The organism is Kitasatospora sp. NPDC004669 (genome assembly GCF_040609455.1).
Classification (GTDB): Bacteria; Actinomycetota; Actinomycetes; order Streptomycetales; family Streptomycetaceae; genus Kitasatospora.
This window is the reverse complement of the sequence record NZ_JBEXKB010000119.1, coordinates 1-16,601: the sequence shown is the minus strand read 5'-3', so window position 1 is coordinate 16,601 and position 16,601 is coordinate 1. Positions and strand designations below refer to the sequence as shown.

Here is a 16,601-nt window from a genome sequence, read left to right as displayed (position 1 = left end):
GAAAACACTCGGCTGGAGAACTCCTGCGGAGGCCCTCGACGATCAGCTACTCTCGCTCCAAACCAGCGGTGTTGCAACGACCCCTTGAACCCGGTTTCACTGCCGCGGTCCGAGTGAAAGATGCAGCCGCGCTCCAGGCCGCCGCGGCCGGCGGCCATCCGCAGCGCGGCCACCGGTAGTTCGGCGCGGTGGTGGTCGGCCATCGCGCAGCCGACGACCTCGCGGGTGGCCAGGTCGATGCAGGTGGCCAGGTAGAGCCAGCCCTCCTCGGTCGGCAGGCAGGTCATGTCACCGACCAACCGCACTCCGGGACGGGGCGCGGTGAAATCGCGCCCGATCAGGTCGGGGACATGCACCGGCTTGCGAGCCTGACGGGTCAGACCGCGGCGCCGGCGGCGGGGCGCAATGCTCGGGGCGCCTGCGTCGGCCGGGCTTCAAGTTGCCCTAGGGTGTGGGGAGTTCCCGGTGGCGGCTCGCTGCCGGGACTTCGTGCTTCCTGGGGCGGAGTGGATCATGCGATACGTGCGGTTGCTGCGGCGTGGACCTGTGCTCCTGCTGTGGGGAGCGCAGACGGCGTCGGTGTTCGGCGACCGCCTGTACGCCATGGCCGTGATGTGGATGGCGTGGGAGCACGCGGGCGCCGGGGCGATGGGCCTGGTGGCCGTCGCCGAGTCCCTGCCGTACATCATGCTGGGCACGGTGGGGCGCCGGGTGATGGACCGGTTCGCGTCGCTGCGGGCGCTGGCGGTGGTGGACGCCGTGCGGCTGGTCCTGGTGGCCGTGCTGCCGTGGGCATGGAGCGAGTTCGGCACCGTGGGACTGATCGTCTCGGCCGCTCTGCTGGGGGTCGGCGGGGCGCTGTTCGACCCGAACCTCGGTGCGATGGTGCCGGACCTGGTCCGGCCGGGCGAGATCCAGGCCGTCAGCGGGCTGATGGACCTGACCGGCCGGATCGCCCGGATCGCCGGTCCCGGGGCGGCCGGGCTGCTGCTGGCGGTGATGCCGCTGGCCGGGCTGTTCTGGGTGGACGCGGCGACGTTCGCCGTCTCGGCTCTCGCCCTGGTGCTGCTGGCCGCCCGCGTCCGGCTGGCCGCTGCTGCCCCGCATGCCGGGCCGCAGGCGGCGGGGACGCGGCCGGGTGCCTGGTCGCTGGTGCGGACCCACCCGGACACCGGGGTGGTGCTGGCCGTGCACGGGATCGGGATCTTTGCCGGGGCGGTGTCGCTGGCGATGCCCGCTCTGCTGGCCGGCCGCCTCGGCGCCGGGGCCTCCGCCTACGCGGCGGTGCTGGCCTGTACCGGCGCCGGGGCCCTGGCCGGGAACCTGGTAGCCGGGAACGTGCGGCTGCCAGCGCCGCTGACGGCGGTGTACTGCGGGGCGTGGGCGGTGTCGGGGCTGGTGCTGGCGGCCACCGGGCTGGCCGGGTCGCTGCCGCTGCTGTTGGCGCTGTCGCTGCTGGCCGGGGCGGTGTCGCCGTTCTTGCAGATCGCGCTGTCGACGCACTTCGCGCTGTTCCCTCCGGCCGCCCGAAGGCGGCTGCTGACGGTGGACCTGACCGTGATCCGCACCTGCGGGACGGTCTCGATGCTGTTCGTCCCGGCACTGGCCGCCACCGGTCCGAGGGCCGCGTTCCTGACCGGTGGCTTGGTGGTGACGCTGGTGAGTGGGACGGGGGCCGTGCTGGTACTGGCTCTGGCGCGGGGCCGTCGGCCGCTGCCGGAGGTCGAGCCGGTGCCGGAGCTGGCGGCCCGCGACTGAGTACGGGCGTGGGCCGGGCCCCGCAGTGCGGGGCCCGGCCGGTGTGCTGGTGGTGCTCAGGTCAGCCGGCGAACAGCTGCCAGTGGGTGACGGTGATGTCCTCCAGCGGGATGCCGAGCTCCTTGTAGATCCGCTGGTGCATCGCGCCGAACCAGGCGTCGCGGCGGTCGTCGAAGAACGCCTTGTCGTACCAGGCGACGCCGAGGAGGACGGTGCCGCCGCCGTTGGGGTTGCCCGGCTCGGCCTCCCAGTAGGTGCACTGCCAGTCCCAGAGCATGAGCTCCTCGGGGCGGTTGCGCAGGCGCTCGTCGGACTCGCGCAGGGACTGGATGCACCGCTCGGCGGTGGCCGCGTCGGGGCAGTAGTAGGTGCAGTCGGACTTGGCGATCGGGGTCTTGTCGGCGCGGCGGGCCGCGTCGGCGTCCTCCCCGGTCAGGACGCGGACCCGGGTCACCAGGTTCTCCCGGGTGGCGATCTCTTCGAGGATGGTCACGGCGTTGTGCTCCTCTCGCTGGGGTGCTGATCCCTTGGGTGGTGCTACCAGCCCGTCCCGGTGACCGGGTCGGGGCTGGGGCTCTGGAGGTCGCGGCGGCGGATGCCGCCGGGGGCGACGTAGCGGATGTTCAGGCCGACGCGGGCGCCGTCGCCGGTGTTGGTGCCGGAGCGGTGCAGCAGGCGGTTGTTTATGAGCAGGGCGGTGCCGGCGCGAAGCGGCAGGGCGGTCGTGGCGTCGGCAGTGAAGCCGGTCGCCTGGTCGGCCCGGCCGCGTTCGGCGCCGTTGTCGGCCTCGGAGGAGAACGGCAGGTAGCCGAAGTGGTGGGAGCCGAAGACCGCGTGGAGGCAGCCGTTGTCGAGGGTGGCGTCGCTGATGGCCAGCCAGGCGGAGACGGACCGGTTGGGGTCGAGTTCGACCCGGGCGTCGATGCCGTCCTGGTGCCAGGGGATCTCGAAGGCGCGGTGGGGCCACTTCATCACGAGGAAGGTGTTCTCCACCGCGACGTCCGGCCCGATCGCGTCCTGGACGGCGGCCAGCAGCTGCGGGGCGCGGACGGTCGCGCGGGCCCACTCGGCGCTCAGGTGCGGGTTGCGGAGGATCTCCTGGTGGCGGGTGCGGTGCTCGGCGATGAGCTGGGCGGCGCAGGCGCGGGCGGCTGCGGGCGTGGACCACTCGACGCCGGTCCGCAGTCCGCGGCGGCCGAGGATTCCGTCCGTGTTGATCGCGCTGGTCATCGGGTCCGATCTCCCTTCGAGGCGGGTTTCCCCGGGCGGTGCGAGGTGCCGGTTCAGGCGGCGGTGCGGGGGCGGGTGCTGCCGGGCGCGAACGGCGGCCGTATCGGGGAGCGTCCGGGACGCGGGATCACGCGCAGAGCGGCTCGCACCGCCCGGCGCGGGCCGGCCAGGAGCTGGCGCCGGGTCACCGGCTGTTCGGGCAGGGCCAGCTCGGCCCAGACCCGCTTGCCCCGCTCGGTCAGCTCGGCCCCGTGGGCCAGGGCCAGGCACTCGACCAGCTCCAGGCCCCGGCCGCTCTCCGCGTCCGCACCGGCCCGGCGGCGCCGGGGCAGCGCGATCGAGCCGTCGTAGACCTCGACCAGGACCCGCCGCAGCCGCACGCTCACGTAGACGGCGACGGTGAGCATCGGCCTCTGGGTGTGCCGGACGGCGTTGGTCACCAGTTCGGTGGTGACCGTGTCCAGAGCGAGCCGGGTGTCCGCGTCGAGCAGGGGGCCCCAGCCGACGACGCAAGTCCTCACCCTGCGACGGGCGATGGGGACGGAGACCGGATCTCGGGTCAGGAAGAAGACATGGGAGTGCACGACCACGGTGAGGAACCCTTCGGCGCTGGCCTGGAGAGCGGCACCGGCCACCCGGGAATGGACGAGCGGGTGGGCGGTGCCGCCGATCGTGGAGCCGCAGCGGCCCCTTCCGGGGGTCTCTCGCTCGGCCTGACATCGAGTCAACAGGTATGCGCGGGGCGTGAACACGGTAGAGACACCCCGGATGCTTGAAACCCTTGAAACCCGGCCTGGGGGCGGCGATGGCAGCACGCGAACGGACACCCAACGGAAGACTTGCGGCCCTGGTCGCCGAGTGCCGGTGGGCGAGCAACGGCGAGTTCGCCCGCGCGGTCAACCGGGCCGGCACCGAGGCCGGCTACAAGCTGAAGTACGACGAGTCCGCCGTCTCGCACTGGCTCTCGGGCGCCCGACCCATGGCGAAGTACCAGAAGGTGGTGCTCGAGGCCCTGACCCGCCGCCTGGGGCGGCCCGTCACCGCGTTCGAGGCAGGCTTCGCCGACGAGCCTGACGTTTAGCCCCAGTCCGCGGATACGGTGGCGGGACTGATCGACTTGGGGGTTATGGACATGGACCCATCGCGCAGGGGCGTTCTCGGGGCCGGCCTGTACTCGGTCGCCCTCACCATCCCCGGCTGGCCGGACCACATCGGACGGTTCGAGCGGCTGAAAGCCGACCCGCACACCCGGATCGGCATGGCCGAGGTCGAGTCCGTGATCGCCATGACCGAGAAGATCAGCGAACTGGACGACCAGTTCGGCGGCCGGACCGCCCGCCCGATGGCCGCCGCGTTCATGGTCAACAACATCGCCCCGTACCTCAAGGCCACCGCCTCCGGCGAGGTCCGCAGGGCGATGCTCTCCGCCGCCGCGGACCACCTCTACCCGACCGGCTACATGGCTGTGGACGAGCGCCTGGACCTACTCGGCCAGAGCTACTACACCAAGGCCCTGGAACTGGCGCTCGCCGCCGGTGACCACCTCACCTACTGCACGACCCTGCGGGGCATGAGCGTCCAGGCCGTCGAACTCGGCCACGGCGCCCCCGCTCTGCGGTACGCGAACGCTGCCGCTGCCGCCTCACCCGAGGCCGGACCGCGGATGCGCGCCTTCCTCGCCGGCCAGCAGGCCCACGCCCTCGCCCAGACCGGCGATCGCGCCGGCGCCCTGGCCATGCTGCATGGGGCCGAAGTCGCCATGGAACAGGCCGAGTCCAAGGCCAAGGCCCACGGCTCCTACGACCCCGCCTCGCTCTCGTACCACGTCGCGCAGGTCAACTTCGAACTCGGCGACCGCGAAGGCGCGATCCGGGCACTTCAGCACTCAGAGAAGGTCCGACCCACGATGTACCGGCGTGCCCGCGTACGCCACCGGGCGATGCTCGCCGAATGGCAGCTCGAAGCTGGTCGGCTGGAGGAAGCCGTTCAGAGCTGGAACCTCGCCCTGGACGACTTCCCCCAGGTCCAGTCTGGTCGGGCCGACGACCGCATCCGCAGGATGCTCTCCGCGACCCAGCCGCACCGCCGAAACCCTCAGGTCCGCGAACTCCTCGAACGCGCCCGGCCGATACTGAACTTGATTGAGTGAAGTCGGGCCGTTTGCCTGACGGCGAGGGTTGGGGTCCGGTAGCTCTGGGCTGTGAGGTACGCGCAGGGCGGCGGCTTGACCGACGCCGAGAGGGCCGCGCGGGAGCGGATCCGGCTGCAGGCAGTCGTCCGCTTCGAGGGCGGGGAGAAGAACAAGGAGATCGCTACTGCGTTGCGGGTGTCGGAGCGGTCGGTGGAGCGCTGGCGCCGGCAGTGGCGGGAGGGCGGCGAGGCCGGGGTCCAGTCGAAGGGCTCACCGGGCAGGTCGAAGCTGAGTGATGCGCAAGTGGCTCGGCTGGAGCACGAGTTGGAGCGTGGCCCACTGGCGCATGGCTGGGAGGACCAGCGTTGGACGCTGGCCCGGATCAAGACGCTCATCGGGCGGATGTTCCACGTCAGCTACACCATCGAGGGAACCTGGGCCCTGCTCAAGCGCCACGGCTGGTCGTGGCAGCAGCCGGCCCGGCGGGCGATCGAGCGGGACGAGGCCGCCATCGAGCTGTGCATCCGCGTGATCGTTTCGCTGCTTTGCAAGGTGGCCCGCAAGCTGTTGTCCGTACCCGGGGTACTGCTGCGCCGCGATACCGCCAAGGACGCGGAGCTGCTCGTGCTCCGGCACGGGAACGCTGTGCTGCGCCGCCGGATATCAGGACCGCTGCGCTACGAGCCCGCGGACCGGTTCTGGCTGGCAGCGCTCTCCGGCCTGATACCCCGTCGCCGTTGGCGGACAGTCTTCCCGGTCACGCCCGGAACCCTGCCGGCCTGGCACCGCCGACTCGTCGCGGCGAAGTGGGACTACAGCACACTGCGCGCCCGCACCGGACGACCGCCGACCAAGGCAGCGCTCAAGAAGCCGATCCTGCAGCTCGCCCGAGAGAACGCGCCATGGGGACACAGGCGCATCCAAGGCGAGCTCGCCCGTCTCGGGCATCCGATCGCCGCATCCACGGTATGGGAGATCCTCCATGCCGCCGGCATCGAACCGGCCCCCCGCCGTACCGGCCCGACCTGGCGCGGGTTCCTCACGCACCAGGCCGAAGGCATCCTCGCGGCGGACTTCCCCCGTCTGGACACCGTGCTCGGCCGGCGGCTCCACACGCCGGTGTTCCTCGAACACGGCACCCGACGCCTGCACATCACCGGCGTCACCACCCACCCCACCCGAGACCGGGCAGTACAGCAGGCCCGGAACGTGGCAGCCGACCTCGGCTCCCACGCGGAGTCCCTCCGCTTCCTGCTACGCGACCGGGACGGCGAGTACGGCCAGTCCTTCGACGCCGTCTTCGGGGCCGAGGAGATGGAGATCCTCAAGAGTGCGCCGCGAACTCCCCGGATGAACGCCCACTGCGAGCGGGTGATCGGGAGCATCCGGCGTGAGGCCCTCGACCATGTCCTCATCATGAACGAGGCCAGCGCCCGACAGGTCCTGACCGCCTACCAGCAGCACGACAACGCACACCGCCCCCACCGGGCACGAAACCAGCTACCGCCCGGCGCCCACGAGCAGCCCACCCCACACGACCTCGAAGGTCGCAAACTCCTGCGCACCCGCGTCCTCGGCGTCATCATCAACGAGTACCGATACGCATCTTGACCAGCAGCTATGATTTTCCGAGCCCCACAGGAAGAACGAGGCGGAGGCCCCGGCGATCGCCAAGGCCGTCGCGGAGCACTGCGCGCGGATGCGCAACCGCCTCGCGGTGCTGCACACCCAGCAGGACGCCACACCCGAGGCCGCCGCGAAGGTCCCGGGGCTGTTCGGGCTGGGCGAGGACGAGGCCCAGTTCACCACCGTGTACTACCCCTGGCTGCAGGTGCCGGGGATCGATGGTGCGGCCCGGACCGTTCCGCCGACGGGCCACGTCGCGGGGATCTGGGCCCGGACGGATACCGAGCGCGGGGTGCACAAGGCGCCCGCGAACCAGAGCGTCCAGGGCGCCGACGCGCTGCACACGGCGCTGACCGACGCCGAGCAGGGACCGCTGAACGCGGCCGGCATCAACTGCCTGCAGGCCTTCCCGGACCGCGGCCTGCTGGTGTGGGGCGCCAGGACGCTGTCCACCAGCCCCGACTGGAAGTACCTGAACGTCCGCCGCCTGGTCAGCTATCTCACCGAATCCATCCACAGCGGCACCGACCGGGCCGTCCTTGAACCGAACGGCGAACGCCTGCACGCGAGCCTGCGCCAGGCCGTGACCTCGTTCCTGGAGAACCAGTGGCGCCAGGGCGCGCTCATAGGCCGGACCCCGCAGGAGGCGTTCTACGTGACCTGCGACGCGACCAACAACCCGCCCGGCTCGACGGACGGCAAGGTGGTCATCGACATCGGCGTCGCCCCGGTACGCCCCGCCGAGTTCATCCAGTTCACCGTCACCAGGGCCTGCCACGCGTAGCCGGGCCGGCCTACAGCCCCGACACCGTGTTCGCCGTCGGGCCCCGGTTGCCGGGTCGGCTCCGTCGACCGTCTCGGCGAAGTGCTGACCCCGAGATCCCCGGCGGGAGTCGAGCTGACACGGGCTCCCCGGCCTGAGGTCCTCAGCCCTTGCCGAAATGCACCGCGGGGAAGGCGCCGGCTGCCCTGAGGGTTTTAGAGAAGCCACCGGCCAGTTCGGTGAGGCGTGCGGTCGCGCCCGGGCCGAGGTGGTCGTACGGGGCGGCGTCGAGACGGTCGGTGAGTGCTTCGGCCTCGCCGCGCAGGGTTGTGCCCGCCTGCGTGAGGTCGCCCGCCTCGTCCAGCAGGCCGCGCTCGCGCAGATGCTCGCGGGCGGTGTCCCACTGCTGCGCGGACCATCCGCGGGTTCGCATGAACAGCGCCGATGTCGGCGCGGTGCCGGTGGCGTTGTGCAGGACCAGCGCCTCGATGCCGGACAGGCCGGCGATCGCCAGGGCGGCGAGGTGGCCGTCACCGCGGTGTTCCCGCAGCAGCGTCGCCGCGTGCCACAGGGCCAGATGCGGTTCTTCGGGTACCGGAAGGTCGGCGTTGGCAGCGTAGAGCGGCCGTGCCTCCCGGCGGCACGCTTCGGTGGCGCGCAGCGCCAGTTCGGCCGCCTCGGTCATGTCCGCGGACATGAGGGCCTCCTTCCCGAGTAACCGCCGCAGCGTCCGGTCCGCGCCGCGCAGCCGTGCCGTGAGCACCGCCTGCGGTGGGGTGAGGGTCCACGCGGCGGGGATGTACCGCTGTACGTGCTCGTGGTTGAAGTTGTAGAACGTCGCGGTGACGGTGCCCGCGTCGATGGCCCCGAGCGGTGCCGCGCGGCTCGCGAGGTAGGCCATGGCTCCGCGCTCCAGCCCGAGTGCCGCGAGTTCGTCCTGCGGCTCCGGCGCGAAGTACACGGATGCGTGCAGCGGGCTGACGGCGTTGTGGCAGTGGCGGCCCGTGCTCGCCTCGAGGTTCGTCATGGGGTGGCTCCGACGTCGGTGATCAGGTGGGGTCGTGCGGCCGGACGGGAAGGGCGCGTCATGCTTCGCCCGTGGGTCCGTGGTGGGAGCGGTCGGTCAGTCCGGCCGCGGTCTGCGTGAGGTGGCGGGTCAGGAGCTCTACTGCGGTGTCGGCGTCGCGGGCCAGCGCCGCCTCCTCCAGCCGGCGGTGCTCCAAGGCGCCGTCCCGGTCGGGATTGCGGTGCGCCGACCAGCGGCGGGCCAGCTCGCTCGCGGTCCACATCCGGTCGAAGGTCTCCAGCAGGACGGGGTTGCCGCAACCCTCCAGCAGAGTGCGGTGGAAGACCCGGTGGGCTTCGGCCCATGCGCTGCTGTAGTGCTCACCCTCCTCCGGCACGTACGCCGGGGTGCGGGTCAGGCGGTGGTGGGCGGCTCGTACGCGGGCTTCCCAGTCGATGTCGCCGCGTTCGACGGACATGCGCAGCATGGCCGGCTCGATGGTCCGGCGGGCCTCCGCGACCTCCTGCCAGCGACGGTCGGAGAACGCCGGGACGGCGAAGCCGCGGTTGGGCAGCCGGTCGGCGAGGCCCTCGCCGACCACCCGCACGAGCGCCTCACGTACGACGGCCAGGCTCACCCCCTGCTCCTTGGAGAGCTCCTGGGGCTTGAGGGCGTCACCGGGGGCGTGGTCCCCGCGCATGATCGCGTCCCGCAGACGGAGGTAGACCTGCTCGGAGAGCATCTGCTTCCCGGCCGGGGCCTGGGTGTGGGTCGTCTGGGTCATGTCTGCATGATAGACGATCAGAAGAATAATCGATTAAAATCTCTATGGTCGATCTCGGCGATGGGCGAGGCGCAGGAGCGGCACCACCGACCCCGGGGGTTGCCGCTGACCAGTACGGCCGCAACGCCGAGCAGCATGGTCCCGGCGACGAGGCCCGCCATGCCCTCCAGGCTGCGGGGGCGCAGCCACTGCGGCGCCGTGGTGAGCGTCGGCAGGAAGGCGCCGGCCAGCAGCGCGACGAAGACGCTGACGCTGGCGGCGCGCAGGCCGTAGTACAACGCGATCGGGACCACGACGTCCCAGACGACACCGAGCAGCAGACATCGGCCGCTAGGCCGCGCTCGGCGATCGCTGCCCTGCGGGTGCCGATAAATCATCCGGCCTGGTCGCAGCCTTGTCACCTGGCCGCGGGTCGCGTCTGTCGGCCTCGTGGTTGTCTTCCCCGCGGGGCGGCACGGACGGCATGATGATCTGTTGTGCTGCTGCGCCTGGCCTACCTCGCCATGACCAACGCCTTCGTGTCGCTGCGGCTGCTGCCGATGGGCGGCCGGGAGAAGGACATCGAGATCCCTGCGCGGCCGGGCCGGGGCCCTGCTCGCCTGCGATCTCTTCGAGACCCGCACGCTGACCGGGGCGCGCCTGTACGTCTTCGCCGCCATCGAGTACTCGACGGGGCGCATCCGGGTCCTGGGCGCCACCGCGCGTCCGAGCGCGCAGTGGATCGTGCAGCCCGGACGCAACCTGCTCATGGAGATCGAGGACGCGGGCAGCACGGCCAGGTTCCTGATCCGTGACCGCGACTCGGAGTTCACCGCCGCGTTCGACGCCCTGATGACCGACACTGGCCTGAACATCGTGGCCACCGGCATTCGGATGCCGCGGATGAACTCCCTGATGGAGCGCTGGATACAGACCTGCCGCAGGGAGCTCCTGGACCGCACCTTGATCTGGAACCAGCGTCACCTCCTCCACACGCTCCGTGAGTTCGAGGCCCACTACAACGGGCACCGGCCACACCGAGCGCTGATGCAGGCCGTGCCCCTGCGCTTGCTACCCGAACCGATCAACCCGCCAGGGCACGTCACACAGCTGGAGGTCCTCCGACGAGACCGACTCGGCGGCACACTCCACAAGTACCAACACGCCGCATGACCAGCGCGGATGACTATTCGGCGCCCGCAGGCGCACAGCCGGTGAGTTCCGCCCCGCAACGGCGGTGAGTTTTGCCCCGTCAAAGTCTCCACCGCACCCATGAGGGCCGGGCCTGTCAATTGGCAGGCTGGTGCACCCGTGGAGGTGTGGTGGCCTCTTGGGGCTGTTCTCCGGGCCGTCCCGGCGGTTGTTCGGGTTGGTCGCCGTGCGGGAGGGGTCCAGTTGGAGCGCCCGGAGCTTGCGAGGGATGAGCAGGCGAGGACGAACGAGCTGGACGCCGACGAGCGGCGACCGATGATGGTTCGCCGGGATGTGCGGGTTGCCGTCTCATGCGGTGGGTGCGAGCTCACCCGGCGTGTGTGGCTGTCGGTGTCGGCCGGTGGGCGGCGGCCCGCCGGTGCGGTGTGGTCTGCTGGTCGTGGAGCTCGCGCAGGACGTGGTAGGCGCGGGCGAGGAGTTTGCGGGCCACCGCGGTGGTGGCGATCTTCTTGCCCCGGCGGCGGGCCATCTCCTGGTAGGCGGGGGCGAACAGTGGGTGGCGTTTGGCGGTCTGGGCGGCCTCGCACATGATCCAGCGCAGCCAGGGCGAGCCCTGCTTGGAGATGTGCCCGTGGTGGACGGTGCGGTCGGAGTTGCGGACGGTGGGGGTGAGCCCCGCCCAGGAGGCGAGCTGGCGCGCGGAGGGGAAGCGGCTGACGTCCCCCACTTCGGCCACGATCATCAGCGCGGTGAGCGTGCCGACGCCGGGCAGTTGGGTGAGCGCCGCAACGCGTGGATCACCACGTGCCTGTGCGTTCAGCTGCTTGTCGAGGGCGTCGATCGGCGGCTGAAGGCCGTCCATGACCGCGAGGAGGTCGTCCACGACGCGGCGGGAGGCGTCGGGCAGCGGTAGTTCGGCCAACCAGGCGCGGCCGGGTGCGGTGCAGAATCCGCCCGCCCGGTCGTGACCGAGGTCGGCGAGGACGGCGTGGATGCGGTTGCGCAGGCGGGTGCGCAGGCGCACGAGCTGGGCGCGGTGGCGAAGCAGGGCGCGTTGCTGGCGCACGTCGAGCGGGGAGATCCATGCCTCCGGGAGGAGGTCGCCGCGAAGCAGTTGGCCGAGGGTGGCGGCGTCGACCTTGTCGTTCTTGAGCCTGGCGGAGGCGATCGCCTTGCACTGCAGAGGGTGGACCAGGTGCGGGTCGTAGCCGTAGTCCTCAAGGAGTTCGACCAGCCAGCCCCAGCCGAAAGCGGCCTCGAACGCGACCGGTGTTCCGATCGGCAGGTCCCCGGTCACCTCGAGCACGGTCTCGACTCCGTTGGGGACGTTCCGGTTGACCTGAACCGTGCCGTCGTGGTCCACCACCGCGATCTGGGACCTCTTGCGGTGCACGTCGATCCCGACGTAGACAGACATTGCCGGGCCTCCTTCCCGAGCTCGTGTGTACCCGGACGATAAGCATCGCCGGGCTGAGCACGGAAGGGGGCCCGGCCCTCATAGGGTCAGGTCAGGGCGCGTGTGCGGCCATCGACACCCTCGGTGGCCGTGCGCACCGTACTACCCGACCCGACGCCGGGCCCGCCGCCCAGCCCGCCAAGCCTGGGAGTATCGCCCCGCCGCTGGTTTCGGGGCGAAACCCGGCATGCCGCCAGCCTCGGCGGCATGCCGGGGTTTCGTGCGTTCTCTTACCGATGCCCTACGGCTTGGCCGGCAGGACGTTGTCCGCGAATGCCTGCGCTTCCTGGCCTACCATGTAGAAGTTGCCCTGCGGAGTGAAGTTGCAGGCGATGAAGGTGTCGAACCAGTGGAAGCCGTCTTCCTGGGGGTTCCCGTTGCGGGGGCCGCCCACCCTCGCGCAGCCGACCTTCGTTGTGGACTTCCACACGAGCTGGGTGAAGCTGCCGGTTTCGTCGCTGAAGCCGGGGCTGTTGAAGTTGTACTGCTTGCTCTCGCTGTACCAGGAGTCCACCGCGTCCTTGCAGGTGTGCGGGGCGTAGGCGGCGTCAGCCTTCTTGCTGCCGTACGAGCGCCAGCCGAGGAGTTCGCCGTACCCGTTGGCCAGGCCGTTGTGGTTGAAGCCGTCCGGCTGGGAGATCCTCTGTGCCCGGGTCTTGGCGTAGTCCACGAGCTTCGGATCGATGGTGAGCGGGGGCGCTTGGTGCTTGGCACGGTAGGCGTTGATGGCGGTGAGACAGTCGTTCTGGAACATGCTGTCGGTCTGGTCCGTGAACGCGCGGTGGGACGCACCAGCGGCCATTGCGGGCTGCATCGCTGTCATCGTGGCCATGGCCGCCGCCGCGGTGGCCATGGCGATCCTGCGGATCGGAAGTGTCGTCAAGGTGTGCTCCTTCTCGCGCTGATCTCGCTGAACTGATCAACGCGGCCAAGGGCGCCGGGGCACGGGATGCTGCAGAACCCCTTGTCCCGGCCACCAAGCCTGAAAGTATCGCCCCGCCGACGGGTGCGGGGCGAAACCCGACCCGGGCGCTGACCTTGACGGCTACGATCCCGGACATGGACAGCGCCCTGCCGACCGCCGCGACCGACCGGTCGGCCGACGGTGCGGCACCGGCCCGGGTGTGCGCGCGGCCCGGCTGCTCGAACCCGGTCCTGGTGGCCCGTACCGGCAGGCCGCGCACCTACTGCTCCCGCTCGTGTCGCAGCAAGGTCGACCGCGCCAGGGCCAAGGCCCGAGGAGCAGCGGCAGCCAAGGCCGCTGCACCCTGCCCCGCCGCTGCGCCGCGCAGCGCTGCACACTCCAACCCTGCTGCTGCGCCGCGCAGCGCTGCACCTGCTACTCCCGCTGCACCCGTGGCCGCCGTCCCGGCCGACGACGACCTTGCCCGCTGGGGAGAGGACGGCCGGTACCTGCTGGGCATCGCCGACGCGATGCGCCGCAGCTCACCATGCGCCACGTCCGCGCCCCGGCCGCCGTCCAGGAAAGCGCGCTCAACACTGACCAACCGGGATTTCCGAGCCTCCGACCGCACCTGGCCCCGCCCTGGTGGAGGAGTTCGACCAGATGCGCGGCGGCGCCGGCGGCGTCCTGGAGACGGGCGGCGGACCCGCGGGAGGCCGGAAGGCCGGATCACACGTAGGCGAAGCCGTTGGTGGCGGTGCTGGTGCCGCCCGCGGTGGTGACCGAGACGTTGACCGCGCCGAGCACAGTCCCGGGAGGCGTGTAGAGGGTCAGTGTGGTGGAGCCGGAGACGGCGAACGGCACGGAGGTGCTGCCGAACAGGACCTGCGAGGTGGTTGTCGCGTCTCCTGTGGTCGTGATCGTCACGTGGGTTCCGCCGGTGAGCAGTCCGGTGTTCGGAGTGATCGTCAGTGTGCCGGGGTTGGCGACGTAGGTGTACGTCAGGCCGTCGAAGGTGCCGGCGGCGGTGGTGACGTGGACTCCGGCTGCCCCGGGCGTGCCCGCCGGGGCGGTGACCGTGAGCTGGCCGTCGGTCGTCGCGGTTACTGTCGCGGCGTTGGTGCCGAACAGGACGGCGCTGGTGGTCTCCAGGCCGCTGCCGGTGATGGTGACCGTGGAGCCGCCCGCGAGCGGGCCGGCCGCGGGGCTCAGTGACGCCTCGACCGGCGCTGGGATGTAGTAGAAGGGCACACCGTTGGTGACCTCACCGTTGGCGAGGAGCACGGTCACCTGTACCACGCCCGCCCCGGCAGGAGTGGTACAGGTGACGTGGTCGGCGCCCGCGTTGTAGGCGACATTGCTGGCCGGAGTGTCGCCGAACAGCACCTGGGTGACGGTACTCAGGGCGTTGGCCGTGGTGCTGGTTATCGTCACGGAGGTCTGGCCCCCCGTGGAGCCCTGGTTCGGCGACAGTGGCATCGGACTCTCCAAAAGGCGGGCGCCGCGCATGGGCGCACTGGTTCGGATACACCAGTGGCCCAAATGAATGGCCACCTTCACAAGGATGCTGACGACAGGTCAACTGAATGGCCGAGCGCATGAACTGTCCTGAGCGCCACCGCCTCGCGCCGAACCATGCCCTGCCTGATCGGACGGAGCGAGCCGTGCCGCCGGACACTGGACGCGATGCGGTCGGATGCGCGCGCCCCGCGGGTGGGGTGGGCACGGTGCGCTCCTGGTCGACGGAGACGGAGTTCCTGTTGCCGGGCGGCTGGCGGAAGGTGCGACCGGATGCCGTGTGGCAGGCGGCGGAGATCGGCGTGCCGGTGCTGGTGGTGGAGGTGGACCGCCCGACCATGGCCCCGCCTCCGGTGGCGGCGAAGTTCACCGCCTACTGCGAGCTGTTCCGTATGAAGGTCCGTGACAACGACCTGGCCCTCGCCGACCAGGAACCCGCCGACCGTACGGTGCACTGGTGGCGCCGTACCTGGCCCGGCCACAACCGCGCCGGGTAGCCGCCCGTCGCCCTGGTCGTCACCGACGCCGGACCGGCCGGTACCGCGGACTACCGGATCGCGCTCAGTGGCTACGCATCGGCTGGTGCCGCCCGTGGTTCACCCTTCCTCGCCCTCATCGGCGGGGCCCGGGTCACGCAGAGGCCGCAGGCCCCCGCCGGGCTGTGGTCCCCGCGCCGCTTCCCGATCAGCTTCCAGTCGACGTCGCCGAGGCAGAAAGACCGCTCCAGCTCCGGGCGTGTCGGCGCTTCGGCCGCGCCGGACGGCACTGTCCGACCGAGGCGCTGGGGAACCCGGACAACCGCGTCGCCTATGACCAGCGTCAGCAGGCCCGGGAGAAGAAGGCCCGCCAGGCTCACCGGGAGCCGATACGGACCCTGGCCTGCGTCGACTGCGGCCAGGTCCCGAAGGAGGAGAGCACCTACGAGTACGGGCTCCACGGCCGGTGGACCCGCCGTCCCCAAGGCCGCTGCTACCCCTGCCACCACAAGCGCGAGGAACGCCAGGACAAGGCCGCCGCCAAGGCCCGGGGGCGCCTGCAGAAGGCCCGGGAGGCCAACGCCGCGCTGCGCCAGTGCTGGACGTGCCGGGGCTCGATCGGTGGGAGGGCGGGCTCACCGCTGGAACTCGACGAGGAGGCCGGCCCGGACCGGTTGGAGTGCCCGGGGTGCGTGCAGGCCCACACGGAATGGACGTGGGCCCGCCGGTGCTGCCCGCGCCGGCCAGGCGGGGGCTGGTGGCTGCGTTGGTGTCCGCGCCAGGCGATCCGTGGTGGGAGGCCCGGGTGCTCCACGAGAAGCTCTACCCGGCGAAGGACCGGAATGTGTGATCGGGAGGATGGTCAGGCGGTCTGGCTGGGACTGACCAGCAACAGACCCGTCCCGGACCGGGCAGAACCTCAGAGCGGGGGACCGTCGTACCACGGGCCGTAGGCCAGGGCGGCAGGCATCTGATGACGGTGCGGGCGCGTACCGTTGGATCCGGAATGTGCGGAGACCTGGGGAGGCGGACGACGCGCACGGTCGGGCGGGCGGCCTGGAACACGGCACTGGCCGCGCTGCTGGGGGGAGCCGTGTTCTTCACCATCCGCAAACTGGCGGACTTCGCCCACCGCAATCACCTTCAGGTGGGCGTCCCGGTGCTGGTGGTCCTCGTCCTGTGGGCCGTCTTCCTCACTTGGTGGGTGCGGCGCGACGACCCGGCCGTGTGGATGGTGGCGGTCGCCACCCTCGCCACAGGCATGCTGTTCCTCCACATAGCCCTGCTGGACACCCGGTCGCTGCGCGACCACGGCCTGCAGCAGCACGCCCGAATAACCCGGGTGACCACGGAGTTCAACGCCGACGACACCTCCTACCAGCGTTACACCCTGGAGGCTCTGGACGGTCCGCCGATCAACGGGACGGCTACCGGAGACCTCGGCGGGTCGAAGCAGGTCGGCGACACCGTCACCGTCACCACTGACCCGTCCGGCCATGCCGCCCCGCAACTTGGCAAGCTCCCGAGCGCCGCCAAGCAGCTGTGGATGGGCTGGATCGACACCGCCGTCGCCGTCCTGCTGGTTCCGGCGCTGATCGGCTGGGCGATGGAGCGCACCAAGAAGCGCCCTGCCCGTCCTCGCTGACGCACCGGCGCTCGTGGGCGCCTGAAGGGTGTCTTTACTGCCGTACGGCGGCTGAGCAGCGGCTTTGCGAGCGGTCGTGTCACGGGCATGATCGCGGTTCGTGGGTCTGCGACTGCTGTACTTGATCTTGTGCCGGGTGTTGGACCGGCTGACACTACTGGGGTGCTCGTCAG

16 protein-coding genes and 4 pseudogenes are annotated in these 16,601 nt (G+C 71.0%); 10 read left to right on the top strand and 10 right to left on the bottom strand.

What is annotated here, in order from left to right; translation table 11 throughout:
- Nucleotides 1–98: 98 nt before the first annotated feature.
- Nucleotides 99–347: pseudogene (locus tag ABZW30_RS44130) on the bottom strand (DDE-type integrase/transposase/recombinase); the annotation flags it as partial.
- Between the two features lie 166 nt (nucleotides 348–513).
- Here ABZW30_RS44130 and ABZW30_RS44125 point away from each other — a divergent pair.
- Nucleotides 514–1,758: an MFS transporter gene (locus ABZW30_RS44125; protein ID WP_355676971.1), complete on the top strand. Its 1,245-nt coding sequence runs from the start codon at nucleotides 514–516 to the stop codon at nucleotides 1,756–1,758.
- 61 nt (nucleotides 1,759–1,819) lie between these two features.
- Here ABZW30_RS44125 and ABZW30_RS44120 read toward each other — a convergent pair whose 3' ends face one another.
- From ABZW30_RS44120 to ABZW30_RS44110, 3 genes are read right to left on the bottom strand one after another with little or no spacing between them, the layout of a single operon-like run.
- The gene (locus ABZW30_RS44120) at nucleotides 1,820–2,251 is read right to left on the bottom strand and encodes a hypothetical protein (protein WP_355676970.1); all 432 of its coding nucleotides are present in this window, start codon (nucleotides 2,249–2,251) and stop codon (nucleotides 1,820–1,822) included.
- 44 nt (nucleotides 2,252–2,295) lie between these two features.
- Nucleotides 2,296–2,988, bottom strand: a complete 693-nt coding sequence (locus tag ABZW30_RS44115; protein WP_355676969.1) for a phytanoyl-CoA dioxygenase family protein — start codon at nucleotides 2,986–2,988, stop codon at nucleotides 2,296–2,298.
- Nucleotides 2,989–3,041: 53 nt separating this feature from the next.
- Nucleotides 3,042–3,623 (bottom strand): ATP-binding protein, encoded by a 582-nt coding sequence (locus tag ABZW30_RS44110; protein WP_355676968.1) that lies wholly within the window; start codon nucleotides 3,621–3,623, stop codon nucleotides 3,042–3,044.
- Nucleotides 3,624–3,793: 170 nt separating this feature from the next.
- Between ABZW30_RS44110 and ABZW30_RS44105 the strand changes: the two genes are divergently transcribed.
- The 6 genes and pseudogenes from ABZW30_RS44105 (at nucleotide 3,794) to ABZW30_RS44080 (ending at nucleotide 7,529) form a co-directional block, all read left to right on the top strand.
- A complete protein-coding gene (locus ABZW30_RS44105) occupies nucleotides 3,794–4,069 on the top strand; it encodes a hypothetical protein (RefSeq protein ID WP_355676967.1) in 276 nt (91 codons plus the stop codon).
- A gap of 45 nt (nucleotides 4,070–4,114) precedes the next feature.
- Entirely contained in the window at nucleotides 4,115–5,137 is a 1,023-nt protein-coding gene (locus tag ABZW30_RS44100) for a tetratricopeptide repeat protein (protein ID WP_355676966.1), read from the top strand.
- A 51-nt stretch (nucleotides 5,138–5,188) separates the two neighbouring features.
- Nucleotides 5,189–5,623: pseudogene (locus ABZW30_RS44095) on the top strand (winged helix-turn-helix domain-containing protein); the annotation flags it as partial.
- Between the two features lie 24 nt (nucleotides 5,624–5,647).
- On the top strand, nucleotides 5,648–6,730 hold the full coding sequence (locus ABZW30_RS44090) for an integrase core domain-containing protein (RefSeq protein WP_355676973.1): 1,083 nt from the start codon (nucleotides 5,648–5,650) through the stop codon (nucleotides 6,728–6,730).
- A gap of 49 nt (nucleotides 6,731–6,779) precedes the next feature.
- Nucleotides 6,780–7,181 (top strand): annotated as a pseudogene (locus ABZW30_RS44085) (phage tail sheath subtilisin-like domain-containing protein); the annotation flags it as partial.
- Complete coding sequence (locus ABZW30_RS44080; protein ID WP_355676972.1) at nucleotides 7,173–7,529, top strand: phage tail sheath C-terminal domain-containing protein; 357 nt, start codon at nucleotides 7,173–7,175, stop codon at nucleotides 7,527–7,529. The pseudogene ABZW30_RS44085 and the gene ABZW30_RS44080, both read left to right, overlap by 9 nt.
- Nucleotides 7,530–7,671: 142 nt before the next feature.
- Here ABZW30_RS44080 and ABZW30_RS44075 read toward each other — a convergent pair whose 3' ends face one another.
- From ABZW30_RS44075 to ABZW30_RS44065, 3 genes are read right to left on the bottom strand one after another with little or no spacing between them, the layout of a single operon-like run.
- Nucleotides 7,672–8,535, bottom strand: coding sequence for a hypothetical protein (locus ABZW30_RS44075; protein WP_355676965.1), 864 nt, complete (start codon nucleotides 8,533–8,535; stop codon nucleotides 7,672–7,674).
- A 58-nt stretch (nucleotides 8,536–8,593) separates the two neighbouring features.
- Nucleotides 8,594–9,298: a GntR family transcriptional regulator gene (locus ABZW30_RS44070; protein WP_355676964.1), complete on the bottom strand. Its 705-nt coding sequence runs from the start codon at nucleotides 9,296–9,298 to the stop codon at nucleotides 8,594–8,596.
- Nucleotides 9,299–9,315: 17 nt separating this feature from the next.
- Nucleotides 9,316–9,591: a hypothetical protein gene (locus tag ABZW30_RS44065; RefSeq protein WP_355676963.1), complete on the bottom strand. Its 276-nt coding sequence runs from the start codon at nucleotides 9,589–9,591 to the stop codon at nucleotides 9,316–9,318.
- Between the two features lie 277 nt (nucleotides 9,592–9,868).
- Here ABZW30_RS44065 and ABZW30_RS44060 point away from each other — a divergent pair.
- Nucleotides 9,869–10,450, top strand: a pseudogene (locus ABZW30_RS44060) (integrase core domain-containing protein); the annotation flags it as partial.
- A 346-nt stretch (nucleotides 10,451–10,796) separates the two neighbouring features.
- Here the strand turns inward: ABZW30_RS44060 and ABZW30_RS44055 are convergent.
- The 3 genes from ABZW30_RS44055 to ABZW30_RS44045 all read right to left on the bottom strand — a co-directional run bounded on the left by ABZW30_RS44055 (nucleotide 10,797) and on the right by ABZW30_RS44045 (nucleotide 14,268).
- Entirely contained in the window at nucleotides 10,797–11,846 is a 1,050-nt protein-coding gene (locus ABZW30_RS44055; RefSeq protein WP_355676962.1) for an IS110 family transposase, read from the bottom strand.
- 280 nt (nucleotides 11,847–12,126) lie between these two features.
- Complete coding sequence (locus tag ABZW30_RS44050) at nucleotides 12,127–12,768, bottom strand: CAP family protein (protein WP_355676961.1); 642 nt, start codon at nucleotides 12,766–12,768, stop codon at nucleotides 12,127–12,129.
- 750 nt (nucleotides 12,769–13,518) lie between these two features.
- Entirely contained in the window at nucleotides 13,519–14,268 is a 750-nt protein-coding gene (locus ABZW30_RS44045; RefSeq protein WP_355676960.1) for an IPT/TIG domain-containing protein, read from the bottom strand.
- Between the two features lie 248 nt (nucleotides 14,269–14,516).
- Between ABZW30_RS44045 and ABZW30_RS44040 the strand changes: the two genes are divergently transcribed.
- Together ABZW30_RS44040 and ABZW30_RS44035 are read left to right on the top strand one after the other, a co-directional pair.
- On the top strand, nucleotides 14,517–14,804 hold the full coding sequence (locus ABZW30_RS44040; protein WP_355676959.1) for a hypothetical protein: 288 nt from the start codon (nucleotides 14,517–14,519) through the stop codon (nucleotides 14,802–14,804).
- 985 nt (nucleotides 14,805–15,789) lie between these two features.
- Nucleotides 15,790–16,428 (top strand): hypothetical protein, encoded by a 639-nt coding sequence (locus ABZW30_RS44035; RefSeq protein ID WP_355676958.1) that lies wholly within the window; start codon nucleotides 15,790–15,792, stop codon nucleotides 16,426–16,428.
- Nucleotides 16,429–16,601 lie beyond the last annotated feature (173 nt).